General features: G+C 47.3%; 20 protein-coding genes and 1 tRNA gene. 19 read left to right on the top strand and 2 right to left on the bottom strand.

Annotated elements, in window-relative coordinates; translation table 11 throughout:
- Positions 1–220: 220 nt before the first annotated feature.
- From hisF to AC58VC_RS29970, 13 genes are all read left to right on the top strand, one after another.
- The gene (gene hisF, locus AC58VC_RS30030; protein WP_497374292.1) at positions 221–979 is read left to right on the top strand and encodes an imidazole glycerol phosphate synthase subunit HisF; all 759 of its coding nucleotides are present in this window, start codon (positions 221–223) and stop codon (positions 977–979) included.
- Positions 976–1,632 carry a bifunctional phosphoribosyl-AMP cyclohydrolase/phosphoribosyl-ATP diphosphatase HisIE gene (gene hisIE / locus AC58VC_RS30025; protein WP_127458369.1) on the top strand — a complete coding sequence of 219 codons (657 nt, stop codon included), beginning with the start codon at positions 976–978 and terminating at the stop codon, positions 1,630–1,632. Before hisF ends, hisIE begins: the two co-directional genes overlap by 4 nt.
- Before the next feature lie 26 nt (positions 1,633–1,658).
- Positions 1,659–2,465, top strand: coding sequence for a histidinol-phosphatase HisJ (gene hisJ / locus AC58VC_RS30020; RefSeq protein WP_497374290.1), 807 nt, complete (start codon positions 1,659–1,661; stop codon positions 2,463–2,465).
- Positions 2,466–2,540: 75 nt separating this feature from the next.
- Complete coding sequence (locus AC58VC_RS30015) at positions 2,541–3,491, top strand: ribose-phosphate diphosphokinase (protein WP_127458367.1); 951 nt, start codon at positions 2,541–2,543, stop codon at positions 3,489–3,491.
- Positions 3,492–3,594: 103 nt separating this feature from the next.
- Positions 3,595–5,331 carry a tetratricopeptide repeat protein gene (locus AC58VC_RS30010; RefSeq protein ID WP_497374287.1) on the top strand — a complete coding sequence of 579 codons (1,737 nt, stop codon included), beginning with the start codon at positions 3,595–3,597 and terminating at the stop codon, positions 5,329–5,331.
- Positions 5,332–5,432: 101 nt separating this feature from the next.
- Positions 5,433–6,380, top strand: a complete 948-nt coding sequence (gene trxB / locus AC58VC_RS30005; RefSeq protein WP_497374285.1) for a thioredoxin-disulfide reductase — start codon at positions 5,433–5,435, stop codon at positions 6,378–6,380.
- A gap of 154 nt (positions 6,381–6,534) precedes the next feature.
- Positions 6,535–7,482, top strand: a complete 948-nt coding sequence (locus AC58VC_RS30000; protein WP_497374283.1) for an ROK family glucokinase — start codon at positions 6,535–6,537, stop codon at positions 7,480–7,482.
- Between the two features lie 84 nt (positions 7,483–7,566).
- Positions 7,567–8,454 (top strand): RNase adapter RapZ, encoded by an 888-nt coding sequence (gene rapZ, locus AC58VC_RS29995; RefSeq protein ID WP_127458363.1) that lies wholly within the window; start codon positions 7,567–7,569, stop codon positions 8,452–8,454.
- Positions 8,455–8,485: 31 nt separating this feature from the next.
- The gene (locus AC58VC_RS29990) at positions 8,486–9,469 is read left to right on the top strand and encodes a YvcK family protein (protein ID WP_145668143.1); all 984 of its coding nucleotides are present in this window, start codon (positions 8,486–8,488) and stop codon (positions 9,467–9,469) included.
- 5 nt (positions 9,470–9,474) lie between these two features.
- On the top strand, positions 9,475–10,407 hold the full coding sequence (gene whiA, locus AC58VC_RS29985) for a DNA-binding protein WhiA (protein WP_497374280.1): 933 nt from the start codon (positions 9,475–9,477) through the stop codon (positions 10,405–10,407).
- A 148-nt stretch (positions 10,408–10,555) separates the two neighbouring features.
- On the top strand, positions 10,556–10,825 hold the full coding sequence (locus tag AC58VC_RS29980) for an HPr family phosphocarrier protein (RefSeq protein WP_028555561.1): 270 nt from the start codon (positions 10,556–10,558) through the stop codon (positions 10,823–10,825).
- A gap of 217 nt (positions 10,826–11,042) precedes the next feature.
- A complete protein-coding gene (locus tag AC58VC_RS29975) occupies positions 11,043–12,812 on the top strand; it encodes a stalk domain-containing protein (RefSeq protein ID WP_497374278.1) in 1,770 nt (589 codons plus the stop codon).
- 58 nt (positions 12,813–12,870) lie between these two features.
- Positions 12,871–13,068 (top strand): hypothetical protein, encoded by a 198-nt coding sequence (locus tag AC58VC_RS29970; RefSeq protein WP_497374276.1) that lies wholly within the window; start codon positions 12,871–12,873, stop codon positions 13,066–13,068.
- Positions 13,069–13,182: 114 nt separating this feature from the next.
- Here AC58VC_RS29970 and clpP read toward each other — a convergent pair whose 3' ends face one another.
- Together clpP and AC58VC_RS29960 are read right to left on the bottom strand one after the other, a co-directional pair.
- On the bottom strand, positions 13,183–13,764 hold the full coding sequence (gene clpP / locus AC58VC_RS29965; RefSeq protein ID WP_029195996.1) for an ATP-dependent Clp endopeptidase proteolytic subunit ClpP: 582 nt from the start codon (positions 13,762–13,764) through the stop codon (positions 13,183–13,185).
- Positions 13,765–13,989: 225 nt separating this feature from the next.
- Positions 13,990–14,061, bottom strand: a tRNA-Arg gene (locus tag AC58VC_RS29960).
- Between the two features lie 233 nt (positions 14,062–14,294).
- Here AC58VC_RS29960 and AC58VC_RS29955 point away from each other — a divergent pair.
- The 6 genes from AC58VC_RS29955 to eno all read left to right on the top strand — a co-directional run bounded on the left by AC58VC_RS29955 (position 14,295) and on the right by eno (position 21,369).
- Complete coding sequence (locus AC58VC_RS29955; protein WP_497374274.1) at positions 14,295–15,317, top strand: sugar-binding transcriptional regulator; 1,023 nt, start codon at positions 14,295–14,297, stop codon at positions 15,315–15,317.
- A gap of 79 nt (positions 15,318–15,396) precedes the next feature.
- Positions 15,397–16,401 (top strand): type I glyceraldehyde-3-phosphate dehydrogenase, encoded by a 1,005-nt coding sequence (gap, locus tag AC58VC_RS29950; RefSeq protein WP_497374272.1) that lies wholly within the window; start codon positions 15,397–15,399, stop codon positions 16,399–16,401.
- A 136-nt stretch (positions 16,402–16,537) separates the two neighbouring features.
- The gene (locus tag AC58VC_RS29945) at positions 16,538–17,719 is read left to right on the top strand and encodes a phosphoglycerate kinase (RefSeq protein ID WP_497374270.1); all 1,182 of its coding nucleotides are present in this window, start codon (positions 16,538–16,540) and stop codon (positions 17,717–17,719) included.
- 27 nt (positions 17,720–17,746) lie between these two features.
- Positions 17,747–18,499, top strand: a complete 753-nt coding sequence (tpiA, locus tag AC58VC_RS29940; RefSeq protein ID WP_497374268.1) for a triose-phosphate isomerase — start codon at positions 17,747–17,749, stop codon at positions 18,497–18,499.
- Between the two features lies 1 nt (position 18,500).
- Entirely contained in the window at positions 18,501–20,039 is a 1,539-nt protein-coding gene (gene gpmI, locus AC58VC_RS29935; protein WP_497374266.1) for a 2,3-bisphosphoglycerate-independent phosphoglycerate mutase, read from the top strand.
- A gap of 37 nt (positions 20,040–20,076) precedes the next feature.
- The gene (gene eno / locus AC58VC_RS29930) at positions 20,077–21,369 is read left to right on the top strand and encodes a phosphopyruvate hydratase (RefSeq protein ID WP_477502391.1); all 1,293 of its coding nucleotides are present in this window, start codon (positions 20,077–20,079) and stop codon (positions 21,367–21,369) included.
- Positions 21,370–21,432 lie beyond the last annotated feature (63 nt).

The following is a 21,432-nucleotide window of genomic DNA, read 5'->3' as shown; positions in this document are numbered from 1 at the left end:
TTATTTCATGGAATGGGACAGTTTGAGCAGGAATAGAAGTCTTTGGAGGCTCTTATCCGGAAGTTGGGGTGGAAATTGCCCTCCATTAAGCCAAATAGAAGACTCAAAAGACTCTTATTTTAGCGGACCTGGTCGTTTTTCCTAAATTAGAAGCCTCCAGAAACTCCTATTTTGCAAAAATAGAATCCAGGGGCTCTTAAGTTAAGAAGGAGGTGCCATCATGTTAGCCAAAAGAATTATTCCTTGCCTCGATGTCAAGGATGGTCGGGTGGTCAAGGGCGTAAATTTTGTGAATTTACGAGATGCGGGCGATCCCGTGGAGCTAGCGGCGATTTATGATAAAGAAGGCGCGGATGAGCTCGTTTTCCTCGATATTTCGGCTTCTGTTGAAGGACGCGCAACGATGGTGGAGGTTGTCCGGCAAACGGCAGGGGAAATCACGATTCCTTTCACAGTAGGTGGAGGCATCTCCAGTGTGGATGATATGAAGCGCCTGCTTCGTGCAGGAGCGGATAAGATCGGCATCAACACGGCGGCGGTTCGCAATCCACAGCTTGTGTCTGATGGAGCGCGCAAGTTCGGCTCTCAGTGCATCGTCGTGGCGATTGACGCGAAGTTTAACGCGGAGTGGGGCGAGTGGGAAGTGTTCACGCATGGCGGACGTAATGCCACTGGCATTAAGACGCTAGAGTGGGCGAAGCGCATGGAAGAGCTCGGCGCTGGCGAAATCCTGCTGACGAGCATGGACGCGGACGGAACGAAGGATGGGTTCGACCTGAAGCTGACACGCGCTGTTTCTGAACTGCTTACCATTCCTGTGATTGCTTCTGGCGGAGCGGGTAAAACGGAACATTTCTACGATGTATTTACCGAAGGCAAAGCCGATGCAGGGCTGGCAGCTACGATTTTTCACTATAAAGAGCTATCGATTCATGGGGTCAAGGCTGACCTGAAAGGTAAAGGGGTTGAAATTCGATGACATTTTCACTGGAACAGATTAAATATGATGCACATGGACTAGTACCTGCCATTGTACAGGATGCCGTTAGCAAAGAAGTGCTCATGCTGGCCTATATGAACAGCGAATCTTTGCAGCGTACGATTCAAACAGGAGACACTTGGTTCTGGAGCCGTTCCCGTGAGGAACTGTGGAACAAAGGGGCTACTTCCGGTCATACGCAAAAGGTTAAAGCACTACGCTACGACTGCGACGCGGATACGCTGCTTGTTCTTGTAGAGCAAGTGGGGCCAGCTTGCCACAATGGTACTTATACATGCTTCACAGAAAGCATTCCGGTTGAAGGGGCAGCGCAAGAAGGAACGGAGCCTGCGGTCTCCGGAGATCGCTTTGCCATCCTTGGCGAGCTGGAAGCGGTCATCGCTTCACGTGATGCTGAGCGTCCGGAGGGGGCTTATACGACGTACCTTTTCGAAAAAGGTGTCGATAAGATTCTCAAAAAGGTAGGCGAAGAAACGGCTGAAGTCATTATTGCTGCTAAAAATAAAGACAACGACGAGCTTCGTTATGAAGCGAGTGATCTCATTTTTCACTTAATGGTTCTTTTGCGTAATAATAAATTGCCATTGGATGATATTATGAAAGAGCTAGCGAATCGACATGTTAAAAAATAAATAAAAAGACCTGGAGTGAATTCACGATGTTGATTGATTATCATACACATCATGTGCGCTGCGGTCATGCCTCTGGGGAACTAGAGGAGTACGTCAAACGCGGCATCGAGATCGGGCTCACGCAACTAGGGCTGTCTGATCATATGCCGCTTTTGCATGTGAATCCGCAGACCTATTGGCCCGAGATGGCTATGCCTATGGAGGAGCTGCCCCGCTATGTTGAAGAGTGCCTGCATCTGAAAGACAAGTACAAGGATCAGATTGATATCCGTGTCGGTCTCGAAGGCGATTATATCGAAGGTTATGAGTCGGAAATTGAGGCCATTATTAAAGCGTATCCATGGGATTATGTGATTGGTTCCGTCCATTTTCTGGGCGAGTGGGATATTTCTGATTTTCGCCAGATCGCAGGTTGGGAAGGTAAGGATATTTATGCGGTTTATACCCAATACTACGAGGCAGTGAAGAAAGCAGCCCGTACTGGGCTGTATGATTACCTGGGTCATCTTGATATGATCAAGCGATTTGGTTATGTACCGGATCGCGATACATGGGAGCTGGAGAAAGCGGCGCTAGACACTGTGAAGGAGTGCGGGCTTGCGATTGAGCTGAATGCATCCGGGCTGCGTCATCCGTGCAAAGAGATGTTTCCGAGCCGCCGCATGCTGGAATATTGCCATAAGGTGGGAATCCCAGTGACGCTTGGATCGGATGCTCATCAGCCGGAGCGGTTAGGCCAATATTTGGATGAAGCAAGATCGCTGCTCAAAATGATTGGATTTAACGAAATAGCCACATTTCATGCACGAAATCGACAACTTGTGACTTTTTAAATTCGACAGCTTTCATGTATAATGAGTAGGGCGTGAACAATCTATTTAATGAACCTTCGGAGGTAACCATTAACCATGCATAGCGACAATGTTAAAATTTTTTCCGGATCTTCGAATCCGAAGCTTGCGGAACGTATTTGTAAAGAGCTCGGCCAGCCGCTTGGACAAATCAAATTATCCCGTTTTAAAAGCGGAGAAATCTACTGTCTCTACGAAGAAACGATTCGTAACTGTGACGTATTCCTGGTACAAACCTTCTCCCATCCGATTAATGAACATATGATGGAACTCTTGGTCATGATGGATGCGGCAAAAAGAGCTTCTGCAAAAACGATCAACCTTGTCATCCCATATTATGGTTACTCTCGTCAAGAACGCAAAGCTGCTCCGCGTGAGCCGATTTCTGCTAAATTAGTCGCTGACTTGTTCAGTGCGGCAGGCGCACACCGTGTTGTTACGATTGACCTGCATGCACCGGCAATTCAAGGCTTTTTCAATATTCCGGTGGATCATCTGACGGCTCTTGACGTCATCAGTGATTGCATCAAAAAGAAAAATCTGCATAACCCAATCATCGTTTCTCCAGATGCAGGCCGTGCAACGACGGCTGAGAAAATGGCGAATATCCTAGATGCGCCGTTCGCGATGATGATCAAGAAGCGTCCGGAGCACAATGAGTCCGTGATTACTCACGTCATTGGTGATGTTGTAGGCCGTACGCCGATTATTATTGAGGATCTGATTGATACGGGAACGACGATCGTTAACGTTGTGGAAAGCTTGAAGGAAAGAGGCGCGCACGACGTTTACATTTGTGCAACGCATCCTGTTTTCTCAGGACCTGCTCTGCAGCGCTTGGATCACCCGAACATCAAAGAAGTTATCATTACGGATTCCATCGCGATCCCGGAGGGGCATTCCGATAAATTTAATGTGCTTTCCGTAGCTCCGTTGTTGTCTGATGCGATTCGTATTATTAATGATGGCGGTTCCTTGTCATCCTTGTTTAAATACGGCGGCGTATAAGCCAATTGTATAGACCAGATCTTACCTTCGGATAATGTTTTTGGCTTCCAAGCGATCTATGGTATAATTTGAGTTGTAATCAAATTGCCGGAGGTGTCTTGCTATGGAAAAGATTAAGCGTGTGTCCGAAGCGCCAAAACCTAAAGTAATCTCAATAAATATGGATGCCGCATTCTTTTTCGAGAGAGCGGTTCAATCTTTGGATCGGTTTCATTATGATAAGGCATTGAAATATTTCCGGCGGGCTGCGGAGTATGAGCAGGATAATCCTGTGAATCACTGCAACCTCGCGGGAGTTCTCTCCGAAATGGGCAATTACGACGAGTCGAACCAAATTTTGCAGCATATCCTTGAAACGATCGATCCCGAGATGACGGAATGTCACTTTTATATGGCAAACAACTATGCCAATATGGAAAATTTCGAGCAGGCAGAACAAGCATTAGTTCGGTATTTGGAAACTGACCCTACGGGTCAATTTATGGATGAATCCGAAGAAATGATGGAGATGCTGAGCTACGAGCTTGAACGGCCCGCCCCTCTCACTAGCATCAAGAGTCGAGAAGGGCTCTTCGAGCATGATAAAGCCCGCGCCCTTCTAGAAGAAGGGAAATTCGCCGAGGCCGTGAGGCAGCTGGAGAAGCTGGTGAAGAATCAGCCTGAATTCACTGCAGCACGGAACAACTTGGCCCTCGCTTATTATTATATGGGTCAATTCGAAAAGGCGATGGAAACAATTCGCGGTGTACTCGAAATTGATGCTGGGAACTTGCATGCGCTGTGTAATATGGCCATCTTCCATCAGCATTTCGGTAACAAGAAAGAGCTAGGCGAGTTAACGGAGCTCTTGTGCAAAACGTATCCGTTTCAGCAGGATCATGTATTTAAGCTTGCCACGACGATGGGGATTCTTTCTCAGCACGAGAAAGCGTACCATCTGTTCAAGCGTCTGCTGAAGGCTGGAGATGGTGCGGCAGACCCATGCTTGTATCACTATGCAGCTGTAGCTGCTTCTCATCTGGGTCGATTCGATGAAGCCTACCGGTATTGGAAGCAAACGCAGAAGCTGGATCCTGGCGCGGAAATATCCAAGTTTTACTTGGATCAACTGCGCACAAGAGAGAAGGCGGAAGGCCCATTAACTTGGAGCTACCATTACCATTTGCCCTTTGAAGAGCAGTTCCGTGTGTTGGAGAAATCCACGCAGGGCATTCCTGACCAATTGAAGAAAGATCCGCTCGTGCGTTCCTCCTTCTTCTGGGCATTGCGTCATGGGGATATCGAAACGAAGCTGCAGGTTATTCAGGCCTTTGGTCTAATTGCCGACGGTGAAGTGAGAGATGCGCTGCAGGACTTCATTCTGGATCGTCACGAAGATGACTATTTGAAGAAGGTAGCCATTTTTGTGCTTCGCAGCATGGGGATCCGAGAGTCCATTCCTGCTTTTCTTGAAAATGAAGAAATTATGGTCGAAGCTTCACCCTACTCGCCGCACTTGCCCATTTGGGATGTCAAATGGCAAAGCGTAATGGAAACCGCGCTTTCCCATATGCATAAGCGTTACGATATGGTGCAACAGTATGATTTAGAAATACTGTGGGTTGAATTTCTGACGAAGATATATCCGTCTGTTCCCAAAATTCAGAAGTCGGAAGGCTGGGCAGCGGCGTTGGAATACTTGATTGCCAAGATGCATCGCCGAGCAATTTCGTATCAAGAGGTTTCTACGCGTTATGGCGTGACAGTTTCTACGGTCAGTCGCAACGTAAAGCTGATTGATGATACTTGCGGCTTGCGCGAGAAGATGGAAGCCATTTTCGACAAATTTACGAGCATTTGATAGCTGGGTTTTTGCCGTGTCGCGAGACCCGGCTTTCATACATAGATGTATGCATACTAAAGATAGCTTTCTTGGTGGAAAGCAACTAGGAGGGAAACCAATTGTACAAATCAGTCGTCGTAGGAACAGGACCATCCGGTCTAACAGCAGCCATTTACTTAGCTCGCGCTAACCTCAGCCCACTCGTTATCGAGGGACCAGAGCCGGGCGGGCAATTGACCACTACCACAGAGGTAGAGAACTTCCCGGGTTTCCCTGAAGGCATCATGGGTCCTGAATTGATGGAAAATATGCGCAAACAAGCAGAACGCTTTGGCGCTGAATTCAAAACAGGCTGGGTCAATTCGGTTGAACTAACCAATCGTCCATTTAAGCTGCAAGTTGAAGGTGTGGGCGAGATTGAAACAGAAACTTTGATCATCTCCACTGGCGCCTCCGCAAGACTTCTTGGTATCGGCAATGAAAAAGAAAATATCGGACGCGGCGTGAGTACTTGCGCAACGTGTGACGGCTTCTTTTTCCGCGGCAAAAAGATTATCGTCGTTGGTGGCGGAGACTCCGCTATGGAAGAGGCGAACTTCTTGACTCGCTTTGCTTCCGAGGTACGTTTGGTTCATCGTCGCGATGAGCTTCGCGCTTCCAAAATCATGCAAGATCGCGCACGCGGCAACGAAAAAGTGAAGTGGGCACTGAACAATACGCCACTTGAAGTTGTTTCCGGTGAGAAAGGTGTAACAGGCCTGAAAGTGAAAAATAATACCACTGGTGAAGAAGAAATTATCGAAACAGATGGTATTTTCGTAGCGATCGGTCATACACCGAATACGAAGTTCCTAGGCGGACAAATTGATACGGATGAGCATGGCTACATTATTGTGAAGCCAGGCACAACGGAAACGAATATTCCTGGCGTTTTCGCTTGCGGTGACGTTCAAGATACGAAGTATCGCCAAGCGATCACAGCAGCGGGAAGCGGCTGCGCAGCAGCATTGGAAGCTGAGAAATTCCTTGAAGGCCATATCGTACACGATTGGAGTCAATCGCTGTAAGAGGGTACAGAAAACGTGGAAGGCTATGCTTTCCACGTTTTCTCATTTCTTCTGGCGAATAGTTGAATCTTGACCTGTATACAGGGTTGTCTTATAGTTTAAGCAGGAGCATATGCCCGAAAATTTTAATGATTATTCATGAGGTGACCTTGCAATGTCAAATCAGATTTATATCGGTGTAGATTTAGGCGGTACCAACATCAAAGTCGGTATCTGCGACGAGCAGGGGAAGCTGCTGCAAACGTTAGAAGGACCTACAGGCGCAGAGAACGGCGCTGAGTCAGTAATTGGACGAATTGCGCAGCAAGTGCGACAAATTGTCGAAGAATCCCCTTATGAGTGGGAGCAAGTTGCGGGTATCGGCGCAGGGCTAGCCGGATTCATGGATATTCCGGAAGGATTCGTCAAATTCTCTCCAAATTTGAATTGGCATAATGTCCCTGCCAAGAAAATGTTGGAAACGCTTCTAGGCAAAACCGTGAAAATCGACAACGATGCCAATGTTGCAGCGTTAGGTGAAGCATGGGCTGGAGCAGGCGCAGGGATCCCGAATGTAGTTTGCTATACGCTCGGAACAGGTGTTGGCGGCGGTATTATTATTAATGGTAAAATCTACCAAGGTTCCGCGGGTATGGCTGGCGAGCTTGGTCATATGTCGGTTGTCCCTGATATCGAAGCGATTCAATGTGGATGCGGACAAATGGGTTGTCTAGAGACAGTATCCTCCGCAACAGGTATCGTTCGTATGGCTAAGGAAGCCGTAGAACGCGGTGAGCGTACTTCTCTTGCCCTTCATGAGAAGATTGAAGCTAAGCATGTATTCGACGCTGCAAAAAGCGGAGACGAAGTCTCTCTGCGCATCGTGAACCGTGCTGCCTACTACCTTGGACGCTCTATGGCAGCACTCGCTGTTGTTGTTAACCCGAAACGTTTCATTCTCGGCGGTGGCGTATCCAAGGCAGGCGAAATTCTGTTCCAACCGATCCGCGATACATTCAGGAAATACACACCAGAAGCAGCGGCTGAAGGCGTTGAGATTGTTGCTGCTACGCTTGGTAATGATGCTGGCGTCGTAGGAGCTGCCGGTTTGAACTTACGTTAGAATGCTAGATTGACAAGATCAGGTTCGCATGGCTGATGGCGGAGACTTCGGCCTGCGAAAGCACTCCAAAGGAAGGTGTCATTCATGGAAGAGAACCACCCTTTAGCGAAACTGGTCATTATTACAGGAATGTCGGGTGCTGGAAAGACAATTGCGGTGCAGAGTCTTGAGGATCTCGGATTTTTCTGCGTCGATAATTTACCGCCTGTCCTTATTCCTAAATTCGCTGAGTTGATCGTACAGTCGATGGGGAAAATCGGCAAAGTCGCACTGGTGATTGATTTGCGGGGGCGTGAATTTTTCACTGCACTTCAGGAGTCGCTTCGATATATCCATGAGAATTACACGTTAAGTTATGAAATTCTTTTCTTAGATGCTACCGATGCGACACTTGTTCAACGTTACAAAGAAAGCCGGCGTCGTCATCCGCTTGCGCCTGAAGGTGCTCCACTTGAAGGCATTGGGCTTGAACGCAAGCTGCTTGAGGAGCTAAAGGGTCTTGCTACTCAGGTTATTGACACTAGTACGTTAAAGCCAGTGCAGCTCAAAGAAAGAATTATTTCCCGGTTTACCAATTTGGAAACCAATCGCATATCTATAAATGTAATCTCTTTCGGATTTAAGTATGGTGTACCAATTGATGCAGATTTAATCTTCGATGTTCGCTTCTTGCCGAATCCCCACTATGTGGAACAGCTTCGCCCGCAGACAGGTCAAGACCCCGATGTGTACGACTACGTGATGAAATGGACCGAGACGCAAGAGTTCCTAACGAAACTGCTCGATATGCTGAACTTCTTAATGCCTCAGTACAAGAAGGAAGGCAAAAGTCAGGTCGTTGTAGGGATTGGCTGTACAGGAGGAAAACATCGTTCCGTAGCCATTACCGAATACCTGGGCAAAGTTCTGGGGAACAGTGAAACGGAAGCTGTGCGTTTGAGTCATCGAGATGCCGAGCGGGACCGGGTATAAGCGTCCTAACGATTAAGAGGGTGAATGAAGGATGAAACATGAGAAATCACAGCGCACTCCCAGAATAGTCGTAATCGGCGGCGGCACAGGTCTTTCAGTAATGCTTAGAGGTTTGAAGGAAAAGCCAGTTGATATTACAGCTATCGTAACGGTAGCTGACGACGGAGGAAGCTCTGGCATTCTCCGCAATGAGATGCAGATGCCCCCTCCGGGTGACATTCGAAATGTACTGACCTCACTTGCTGATGTCGAGCCGCTGCTGTCGTTAATGCTGCAGTATCGATTTCAGGTGGGGACAGGTTTAGCTGGACACAGTCTGGGAAATCTAATATTAGCGGCTCTCACTGACATTACCGGTGATTTTGTAACGGCCGTGCAAGAGATGAACCGAGTATTCGCGGTTCGGGGGCGGGTTATTCCGGCTTCCAACCAAGCTATCGTGTTGAAAGCGATAATGGAAGATGGTACTTTAGTCATAGGGGAATCCAAAATTCCAAAAGCGGAAGGACGCATTAAGCGCGTGTTCATAGAACCCGCTAACGTGACGCCGCTTGCGGACGCAATTCTTGCTATACGCGATGCGGATGCGATTCTTTGCGGTCCAGGCAGTTTATACACCAGCTTGCTGCCGAATCTGCTTGTTCCCGGTATTGCCGAGGAAATTGCCAAATCGAAAGCCGTCAAAATGTTCATTTGCAATGTTATGACGCAGCCCGGGGAAACCGACGACTATTCGGTCAGTGATCACCTTGATGCGGTGTATGATCATCTCAAGCAGCACCTATTTGATTATGTGATCGTAAACAATGGCGAAATTCCACCGCAAGTTCAGGCGAGATATGCCGAAAAAGGTTCGAAAGCGGTTCACTTGGATTTGGATGAAGTCACGAAAAGAGGGTATCAGGTCATTGCTGACCGACTTGTGCTATTCCGCACGTACCTTCGTCATGACGCTGAGAAATTGAGTGACCATATTTATCAGCTTGTCGAAAGCTGGATGTCAAGGAAGAAGTGAGTCTCATGTCCTTTGCGGCAACAACCAAAAAAGAATTGACCTTAATAACCGAAGCGGAAGCGTGTTGTGAAAAAGCGGAGTTATCTGCTTTAATTCGCATGAATGGATCGGTTCAGTTAACGAACCAACGCGTTGTTCTCGATATTTCCACCGAAAACGCTGCTATCGCCAGACGTATATACTCGCTCATCAAGAAGACGTACAAACTGCACACAGAACTGCTCGTGCGCAAGAAAATGCGTTTGAAGAAGAATAATGTATATATTGTTAGAGTACCTGGTCAAGTGCAAGAGCTGCTCAGTGATCTGAAAATCGTTTCTGAAGGGTTTATCTTTACGACAGGAATCAACAAAGAGATTATTAAGGGCAACTGCTGCAAACGCGCTTATCTCCGCGGGGCTTTCATGGCTGGCGGCTCGGTGAATAATCCCGAGGGATCTTCCTATCATCTTGAAATTGCCTCGATTTATGAGGAGCATTGTAAGGCGCTGGCGAATCTCGCTAACAAATTCGACTTGAATGCCCGCTTTATCGAGCGTAAGAAAGGATTCGTGCTGTATATCAAAGAAGGTGAGAAGATCATTGAGTTTCTTAGCATCATTGGGGCTCATCAAGCGTTACTGCGCTTTGAGGATGTCCGGATCATGAAGGATATGCGGAACTCGGTGAATCGGATTGTCAATTGTGAAACAGCGAATCTGAACAAGACGATCGGAGCTGCGGTAAGACAGATTGAGAACATCCGTCTTTTGCAAAGAGAGGTTGGACTTGACAGTTTGCCTGAGAAGCTGAGAGAGGTTGCCGAAATTAGACTTCAGCATCCTGATCTGAATCTCAAGGAAGTTGGCGATATGCTCAAGGGCAATGTCAGTAAATCCGGTGTCAATCATCGTCTGCGAAAAATAGACGAATTGGCTGAAAAACAGCGAAATTCCTAGCTTTTATGGGATTGAACACGATGTAAATAAGTTTTTCTCATTTTTTCTAGTGTACTTGAGGGAAAAATGGTATAATGTTATAACATAAGGAATAGCACTGTTATCAGTAGTAATTCATATAAGCGCCACACTAGGGGGAATTAGTTCCATGTCCAGACGTCCAGTCGTTGTGAAGTTGAGAACAGGACTTCATGCCAGACCTGCGGCATTGTTTGTTCAAGAGGCGAATAAGTTTTCATCTGAGATTTTTGTTGAGAAAGATGAGAAGAAAGTGAATGCCAAGAGCATCATGGGAATTATGAGTCTCGCGATCAGCACAGGGACCGAAGTCTTCATAAGTGCAGAAGGTTCGGATGCAGAGCAGGCTGTAAACGCTTTAGTCACGTTAGTTAGCAAGGAAGAATTGGAAAACCAATAATCCTTCAAAAGCTTCCTTTCGAGGAGGCTTTTTTGCAATTAACCGCTGCTCAGGCAGTTACGGTTAATAAGTGTCTATCTTGTTAACTTTCAGAGGAATTAGCAACCTTTTTCTCTTGGCAGCGTCTAATGAACGTGGTCAATGAAGGAAAGGGCTATTTGCTTTGCCCTCTATCTCGCATACCTCGCATACTAAGGCAAAAGGAGTTAGAGAGAGAATGAAATGGAATGCTTTAAGGAAAGAAATTACTGTTATGCTCGCTTTTCTAGTGTTTCTGGCTAGTGCGATTTCAGCACCAGCAGCGCATGCCGTATCGGCGAGTTCGTCATTTATTTTACTTTATATCGATAAGGCAGAAGCTTTCGTGAATGAGGATCAGATTCATTTGGAATCCCCATCTACCATTATTAACGGTAGCACGTACGTTCCTGCCAAATTCTTGGGCGATACCATGGGGTTCAAGGTAGAGTGGAATAATGATTCCCGGACGATTCAAATGACACCTCCGGGATACAATATCGTGCTGGATGCCGACCATAAGACAGTGACAAACAATGGCGTGGACACGCCTTTTAACTCGGTTGCTGCGATTGTGAACGGGAAGCTTCTGGTTAAGCTGACATGGCTTGCGGATTACATGGGCGCAAAGTATACGTACAACAATGAACTGCGTCGCGTAGAGATTGTCCATTTTAAGACGCCTGAGGGTATCTACGTTGATCAAGATAGTAATTCCAGACCAGTAGCTAAGTTTGCAACTGCGAAGCCTGCGTACCGTCTTGGAGAGCCTGTGAAGTATCTGGACTTGAGCTACGATCCCGATGCGGAAGGTATTGCATCCTATGATTGGGTTGGCAAAGAGGAAGCGTTCTTCAAACCAGGCAAATATCCGGTTACTTTGACCGTGAAGGATGGCCATGGACACGTAAGTAAATTATTCCAAAGTTATGTAACGGTTGAGGATGTACCTTATTTGAGTCAAGTGGAATATCCGATTTATACAGCTCCGGTGGGCAGCTTCATCAAGTCGGACTGGGGAACCATTTGGTCCCATTTCAACGATTTGCCGCTCCTTCCAAAGAAAGTAACAGAAGTTACTGACCGCACATTGCTAGTAAGCGATAGTCCCGAAGAGTTCACGGAAAAAGGGATTCTGTATCAAGATAAAATCAATGGGAAAGCTCGATTGTATGCTGACCATATTAACGGGACGAAGCAAATTATGACGATGGCGATCTTCGCCACGAATAATACAGATAAACCGGTGACAATCAAGACGACGAATAAAGGGGAGGTTTACCCTTCCGTTTATGCTAATTTGATTGGCAGTGAGGCCTCCGTAGACTTCCTGTTGAACAATGTGTATACAGATCAAATGACGGTTGCTCCGCATGAGACATATGTGTATGCGAAACTTCCAGACTTTTACCCAGGGCAAGGCGTGAACTTGTTCTATGATGTTGAAACAGATGGCGAGTTGCAATTGTCTTTCGCGGTTACAGACCAAAGATTAACGTCGAATACGGTGAAGGAGCTTCCTTTGTTGGCCTTTAATGGTCATGTGAGGGGAACTTTCCCGGTATCGGAGATCAAGTGGGATATTGATGCGGCGAGCTTTGCCAAGACGTCTGTGCTGACGATAGGCGATAATAAGACCGACCCATTCGTCAAAGGTTATGACGTGATGCGCAAGCAGAATGTAGAGAACGGCGGAAACTATGGTGTGGTTTATAAAATCCATTCGGATAAGCCGCGCAAAATGGCCGTTATGATTATGGCAAGAGGCGGCGTGTTCAAAGGGCCGTTCAAAATTAACGGCGAGATTATTCCGGTTCCGAATTCCGGTGTCATTACGGCGTTTGACGGCATGGAAGTGCTGGCTCGTACGACAGGTAAGGAAGACGCGCTCGACATTGAGTTCACGCCTCCGGCTGGCTCAGCGTTCCCGATTGACCTTATTTTCTATCCATTGGATGAGAAAAAGTAAATGATCATTAAGAGCCCTGGAGGCCCTATCGCTTGGAAATCGGAAGATTTTCGGGCAGATGGGAGTCTCTGGGGCTTTTTTTTGCCTGACGGCGAAGGCTTGCAACGATGTTTTACATCGCTGCGGTGGCCCGGCCGAGCTAGCTGCTTGCCGTAACGATGTTTTGCATCGTTACAGAAGAGGAAATGCCTGGTTAACACTCGCAGAGTGGCTTGCAACGATGTTTTACATCGCTGCGGCGGCCCGGTCGTGCTAGCTGCCCGCAGTAACGATGTTTCTCATCGTTACATCAGATTAAGCCAGCCTAGAAACAAAAAAACCAGCCGCTTGACCGCTCAGAAGAGCAGTCAAGCAAGTTGGTTTTGTGTTCTTATACGCGCTCGATCACTTTATCGATGAGTCCGTACTCGGCTGCTTCTGCAGCACTCATGAAATTATCGCGGTCTGTATCTTTTTCGATGCGCTCGAACGTTTGTCCTGTGCGCTCTGCAAGGATTTTGTTCAGGTTGTCTCTCATTTTCAAAATACGCTTCGCGCGAATTTCGATGTCGGAGGCTTGACCTTCAGCGCCGCCAAGCGGTTGGTGAATCATGACTTCGCTGTTCGGAAGCGCGTAACGCTTGCCTTTGGCGCCAGCTGTGAGAAGGAAAGCGCCCATCGAAGCAGCCATACCTACGCAGATCGTGGAGACATCCGGCTTGATGAACTGCATCGTGTCGAAGATCGCCATACCGGCTGTGATGGAACCGCCAGGGCTGTTAATGTATAGCGAGATATCTTTATCAGGATCTTGTGCGGCCAAGAAAAGTAACTGAGCAATGATGGAGTTTGCCACAACATCGTTGACACCCGTGCCTAAGAAAATAATGCGGTCTTTCAGCAAGCGAGAGTAGATGTCATATCCTCTTTCACCGCGTGCGTCCTGTTCGACGACCATAGGGATAAAACTCATGAGAATGACCTCCTTGGGGTGGGTAGATGGTTTAAAAGATTGATGCCTGGGGCCAATGTCATGCTATGAGTTATGAAATTGATCTCCCGTGTACATACTATTTACAGTATCTACAAGTATGATAACGAAAAAACCTTCGAAGGTCAAGGAAGGTCAAACTAACATTAAAAAAAATCAGTCGGCTGACTGATTTCTCTGATATTTCTCTAGTATTCACGTTGTTTACGCGCCCGAAAGGAATCGAACCTTTATCTCAGGCTTCGGAGGCCTACGTCATATCCATTGGACCACGGGCGCATGTTTCAAAAAAGCGAAGCAAGGGTTATTATATGTCACCTCTGCACAAAAAGCAATACCGTAAGCCCTTACAGCACATTTTGTTGAAATTGTTTGAACAATTGTTGAATGTTAAAGTGATATTGGTTATAATAAGCGTGTAAGGCCATTTTTTTTCACCCGGGTGGGACGCAAAACGCATACCCGGGACACAAAACGTCCATCACTGGATCAGGAGCGTCGAACGTCGTTATATGAGAGAAATTCTAGACATTCAGAAAAAGCTCTTGCCGGATCTCATGGACATCATGAAGAAGAGGTACTCGATTCTGCATCATATCTTAATCTCTGGTGTTGTCGGACGCAGAACGCTAGCTTCTTCGCTCGATATGACGGAGCGGGTGCTCCGCGGAGAAGTCGACTTCCTTAAGGAGCATGGGCTTTTGGAATCGGATGCCTCGGGGATGAAGATCAGTGAATCCGGTCGTCAACTGCTCGAAGATATGCTGCCGATCATCAAGATCGCTTTTGGATTGACGGATTTGGAAGAAAGCATCGCGAAAGCGTACGGTCTCTCACAAGTCATTGTAGTCCCTGGCGACACGGACACTTCGGTCTTTACGAAGAAGGAGCTTGGACGCGCTGGAGCAGCGGCACTGCGCAAATATGTAGCCAAAGGCGACATTATTGCAGTAACCGGCGGCTCAACAATGGCGCAGATTGCGAATAACCTGACGATTTCCTCTTCCATGAAAGGCAACTGGTTCGTACCGGCTCGCGGTGGACTTGGCGAAAGCGTGGATATGCAGGCAAATACGATCGCATCTATTATGGCCAAGAAGACAGGCGGGAAATACAGACTGCTTCATGTGCCGGATCACTTAGGCGAGGAAGCGTACCAGACCCTTATCCAAGATCCACAGATTCAGGAAGTTGTTGACGCTGTTCGCAGTTGTCGCATCGTTGTTCATGGTATCGGAGATGCTATGGTCATGGCTCGAAGGCGTAAGGTAGATGCCGAAACGACTCGCAGCTTGCAAGGCGATGGCGCTCTGGCAGAAGCATTCGGGTACTATTTTGACCGCCAAGGAAATGTCGTGCACAAGATGCCTACAGTCGGGCTTCGTCTGGAGGATCTGCAGCGGACAGAGGTCGTGATTGGCGTAGCAGGCGGTAAAAGCAAGGGTGAAGCGATCGCTTCCGTTCTAAGGCATGGGCAAGAAGATGTGCTGGTAACGGATGAAGCGGCGGCAATTGAAATTATGAAACATGTATAAATGAGACATCATAACGTGGGCTTGTACCAGCTGCGTTTTGAAATAAATAAATCTTTTTTAATCTTAGGAGGAATTCGCTATGGTAAAAGTAGGTATTAACGGTTTCGGACGTATTGGTCGTAACGTGTTTCGTGCAGCTTTGAACAGCACAGAAGTACAAATCGTGGCAGTAAATGATTTGACTGACGTTAAAACACTGGCACATTTGCTTAAATATGACACAACTCACGGTAAACTAGACGCAACAGTTGAAGCTGGCGAAGGCGAATTGATCGTTAACGGTCGTTCCATCAAAGTTTTTGCTGAGCGTGACCCTGGGAACCTGCCATGGGCATCCGTAGGCGCTGAAATCGTTGTTGAATCCACTGGTATCTTCACAGCGAAAGACAAAGCATCCCTTCACTTGAAAGGCGGAGCTAAGAAAGTTATCATTTCCGCTCCTGCATCCGACGAAGATATCACAATCGTACTTGGTGTTAACGAAGACAAATACGATCCAGCAGCTCACACAATCATCTCCAACGCATCTTGTACAACAAACTGCTTGGCTCCTTTCGCGAAAGTTATCAACGATAGCTTCGGAATCGTAAAAGGTATGATGACGACAGTTCACTCTTACACAAATGACCAATCCGTGCTTGACGTTCCTCATAAAGACCTTCGTCGTGCTCGTGCAGCAGCTGAGAACATCATTCCTTCCAGCACTGGCGCAGCAAAAGCAATCGGTCTGGTTCTTCCAGAACTTAAAGGCAAATTGAACGGTATGGCTATGCGTGTTCCCACACCTAACGTATCCGTAACTGACTTGGTTGTTGAACTTAAAGTTAACGTAACTGTTGACGAAGTTAACACAGCTCTGAAACAAGCTTCCGAAGGCCCTCTTAAAGGCATTCTGAACTACTCCGAAGAGCCGCTTGTATCCAGCGACTTCAATGGTGACCCAGCGTCTTCCACAATCGATGCTTTGTCCACAATGGTAGTTGGCGACAACATGTTGAAAGTAGTTTCCTGGTACGACAACGAGTGGGGTTACTCCAACCGTGTAGTTGACTTGGCTGCTTTTATCGCAAAAAAAGGTCTGTAATTTCATAAAACACACACTAACAACCACATGAAGAGGAGAAGCGATTCTCCTCTTTATGTGCGATTGTTGCCTATATAGGGTTGATCGGAAGCAGGAAGTACGAAGTAAACCATACACGTTCAGGAGGCTTTAACTTATGAGTAAGAAAAGTGTTCGCGATGTTGAAGTAGCTGGTAAAAGAGTATTCGTCCGCGTTGATTTCAATGTACCTGTAGAGAATGGTCAAATCACTGACGATACACGAATCAGAGAAACGCTCCCTACGATTAAATTCTTGGTAGAGCAAGGCGCTAAAGTCATTCTTGCTGCGCACTTTGGTCGTCCAAACGGACAAGTGGTTGAAGAGCTTCGTTTAACACCAGTTGCTGCAAAATTGGCTGAGCTTCTTGGTCAAAACGTGATCAAAGCGGATCAATCCGTTGGAGAAATCGTGAAAGCACAAGTGGATGCGCTTGAAAATGGCGACGTTCTCTTGCTTGAAAACGTTCGTTTCAACGAAGGTGAAGAGAAAAATGATCCTGAATTGGCAAAAGCTTTCGCTGATCTAGCTGATCTGTTCGTGAATGATGCATTCGGTGCTGCTCACCGTGCACATGCTTCCACTTCAGGCATCGCAGCTTACATCCCGGCTGTTTCCGGTCTTTTGATGGAGAAAGAGCTTGATGTTCTAGGCAAAGCGCTGAACAATCCTGAGCGTCCTTTCACTGCGATCGTCGGCGGATCCAAAGTAAAAGACAAAATCGCTGTGATTGAAAACCTCCTGAACATTGCAGACAACGTCTTGATTGGCGGCGGTCTGTCCTATACTTTCTTGAAAGCACAAGGCTATGAAATCGGTAAATCGCTTCTTGACAATTCGAAGCTTGATTTGGCGCTTAGCTTTATTGCGAAAGCCAAAGAAAAAGGTGTTAACTTCCTGCTTCCGGTAGATATCGTTGTTACGGATAAATTCAGCGCAGACGCGAACACGCGTATCGTTGATATTGACAGCATTCCAGCAGATTGGGAAGGCATTGACATCGGACCTAAAACGCGTGAACTTTATGCAGACGTTATCGCGAAATCCAAACTGGTTGTTTGGAACGGACCGATGGGCGTATTTGAAATCGAGCCTTTCTCTCATGGTACACGTGCTGTAGCACAAGCTTGTGCAACAACAGAAGGGTACACGGTAATCGGCGGCGGCGACTCTGCTGCAGCAACAGAGAAATTCCACTTGGCTGAGCAAATGAACCACATGTCCACGGGCGGCGGAGCTTCCTTGGAGTTCATGGAAGGTAAAGCATTGCCAGGCGTTGTAGCCTTGAACGATAAATAATTTATTTTTAAAGGAGAGCATATCCGAATGAGCAGAAAACCGATTATCGCGGGTAACTGGAAAATGTTCAAAACTGTTTCCGAAGCTGTTAGCTTCGTGAACGAAGTAAAAGGCAGCACCACCCAAGGCGTAGAAAGCGTAATTTGTTCTCCTTTCACAAACCTGCCGGCACTAGTTGAAGCTGTAAAAGGCACAGACGTGCATGTAGGCGCACAAAACCTGCATTTTGAAGACAATGGCGCATTCACTGGCGAAATCTCCGGCGTTATGCTGAAAGATCTTGGCGTAGAGTATGTCATTATCGGTCACTCCGAGCGTAGAGCTTATTTCGCTGAGTCCGATGAAATCGTGAACAAGAAAGTCGTTGCGGCTTTCAAACACGGCTTGAAGCCAATCCTTTGCGTAGGCGAGAAGTTGGAAGAGCGTGAAGCGGGTCAAACGAAAGATGTTTGCAAAGTACAAACAGAAGCAGCTTTTGCTGGTCTTAGTGCAGAGCAAGCGGCACAAGTAGTTATCGCTTACGAGCCAATCTGGGCTATCGGAACTGGCAAGTCCTCTACAGCAGCTGACGCACAAGACGTTATCGGCTATATCCGTGAGCTTGTGAGCGGTCTATACGGCGCTTCCGTAGCAGATGCGGTTCGTATCCAATACGGCGGCAGCGTGAAGCCTAACAACATTGCTGAATACATGGCACAACCTGATATCGATGGTGCACTTGTTGGTGGAGCAAGCCTAGAGTCTGCTTCCTACATCCAACTCGTCCAGGGGGCGAAGTAATATGTCCAGACCGAAACCGGTAGCACTCATCATTCTCGATGGCTTCGGACTTCGTTCGGAAGAGCAGGGGAATGCCGTTGCTCATGCCAAAAAGCCTAACTATGACCGTTACTGGTCAAGTTATCCACATACAACGTTAACAGCATGCGGTGAAGCGGTAGGTTTGCCTGAAGGCCAGATGGGGAATTCTGAAGTAGGACACCTGAATATCGGCGCGGGCCGTATCGTTTATCAGGATCTGACGCGGATTTCCAAATCGATTCGTGACGGTGAATTCTACGACAATGAAACGATTCTCGGCGCTGTTCGTCATGCGAAAGCAAACGGGAAGAAGTTGCACCTATACGGGCTGCTTTCCGATGGTGGCGTGCACAGTCACATTCAGCATTTGTTCGCTTTGCTTGACCTAGCTAAGAAGGAAGAGTTCCATGAAGTGTACATTCATGCATTCCTCGACGGCCGCGACGTGGCTCCGGATTCCGCGAAAAGCTACATGGCAAGTCTGCTGCAAAAAATTAATGAGGTCGGCGTAGGCAAAATTGCAACCGTTCAAGGACGCTATTATGCCATGGATCGCGATAAGCGTTGGGAGCGTACGGAGAAATCCTACCGCGCCATGGTTTACGGTGAAGGTCCAGCATACACCGACCCGATGAAAGCTATTGTTGAATCCTACGAAAAGTCCATCTTCGACGAGTTCGTTATGCCAACGGTTATCGTTGGTGAGGATAGCAAACCGGTAGGTCTTGTTGAATCCGGCGATGCGGTTATCTTCTTCAACTTCCGTCCGGACCGTGCGATTCAGCTTTCTCAAGTCTTCACGAATGAAGACTTCCGTGGCTTTGACCGTGGTCCTAAAGTGGCTAAGAACTTGTACTACGTCTGTCTGACATTGTTCAGCGAGTCTGTAGACGGTTTCGTAGCTTACAAACCGAAGGATCTCGACAACACGCTTGGCGAGGTGCTGGCTCAGAACGGTCTGAAGCAGCTTCGTGCAGCGGAAACTGAGAAATATCCGCACGTAACGTTCTTCTTCAGCGGCGGCCGCGACGCGGAACTGCCGGGCGAAACTCGTTTACTTATTCCTTCGCCGAAGGTTGCTACATATGACCTTCAGCCAGAGATGAGCGCTTACGAGCTGGCTGATGCGGTAGTGAAAGAGATCGAAGCAGAACGTCATGATGCGATCATCCTTAACTTCGCAAACCCTGACATGGTTGGCCACTCCGGTTTGCTGGAGCCAACGGTGAAAGCGATCGAAGCGACAGACGAGTGTCTGGGCAAAGTGGTGGAAGCTGTTCTCGCCAAAGGCGGGGTTGTCTGCATCACAGCCGATCACGGGAATGCGGATGTCGTTACGAATGCAGACGGCTCACGCAACACGGCACATACAACGAATCCGGTCCCTTTTATTGTTACGGACAAATCTGTTACACTAAGAGACGGCGGAATTTTGGCAGATATTGCCCCAACACTGCTTGACTTCTTAGAGGTTAAACAACCGGAGCAAATGACCGGGACAACGATCCTTAAGAAATAGCAACCAAATTAATTATATAAAAGGAGTGTTTTCTACAATGACTATTATTTCTGATGTTTATGCACGTGAAGTATTGGATTCCCGCGGTAACCCAACGGTTGAAGTTGAAGTATATCTAGAGTCCGGCGCTTTCGGCCGCGCTATCGTTCCATCAGGTGCATCCACAGGCGCATACGAGGCTGTTGAGCTTCGTGATGGTGACAAAGGCCGTTACCTTGGTAAAGGCGTTCTGAAAGCCGTTGAGAACGTAAACGAAATCATCGCTCCTGAAATCATTGGTTTGGATGCACTTGATCAAGTTGGCATTGACACGAAAATGATCGAGCTAGACGGTACGCCGAACAAAGCAAAATTAGGCGCAAACGCAATCCTAGCTGTTTCCATGGCTGTAGCTCGCGCTGCTGCTGACGCATTGGATGTTCCTTTGTACACATACCTTGGTGGATTCAACGCCAAAACACTTCCAGTTCCAATGATGAACATCATCAACGGTGGTGCTCATGCCGATAACAACGTTGACGTTCAAGAGTTCATGGTTCTGCCTGTTGGCGCTCCTACTTTCAAAGAAGCTCTTCGCATTGGCGCGGAGATTTTCCATAGCTTGAAATCCGTATTGAAAGACAAAGGCCTTAACACAGCTGTTGGCGACGAAGGCGGATTCGCTCCTAACTTCACATCCAACGAAGAAGCGATCACAACAATCCTTACAGCGATTGAAAAAGCTGGTTACAAACCAGGTGTTGACGTATTCTTGGGTATGGACGTTGCTTCCACTGAGTTCTTCAAAGACGGTAAATACGTACTTGAAGGCGAAGGCAAATCCTTCACATCCGCTGAGTGGGTTGACTTCCTTGCAGCTTGGGTTGATAAATACCCAATCATCACGGTTGAAGACGGTTGTTCCGAAGATGACTGGGAAGGTTGGAAATTGCTTACTGAGAAATTGGGTAACAAAGTTCAACTCGTTGGTGACGATCTGTTCGTTACGAACACGGAGCGTCTTTCCACAGGTATCGAGCAAAACATCGGTAACTCCATCTTGGTAAAAGTGAACCAAATCGGTACGCTTACTGAGACTTTTGATGCGATCGAAATGGCAAAACGCGCTGGTTACACAGCCGTTATTTCCCACCGTTCCGGCGAAAGCGAAGACAGCACAATCGCTGATATCGCAGTAGCTACAAACGCTGGTCAAATCAAAACAGGTGCTCCTTCCCGTACAGACCGCGTTGCGAAGTACAACCAACTTCTTCGTATCGAAGACGAGTTGTTCAGCGTAGCTCAATATGCAGGCAAAAAAGCTTTTTACAACTTGAGAAACTTTAAATAAGTTGGTTCGTAGTAAATAACTAAATAACAGCAGAGGCTGACGATGACTTCTGTCATCTGCAGC

Source organism: Paenibacillus sp. J22R67 (assembly GCF_059692175.1).
The sequence above is the reverse complement of the archived record's forward strand: the minus strand, read 5'-3'. Positions and strand labels throughout refer to the sequence as shown.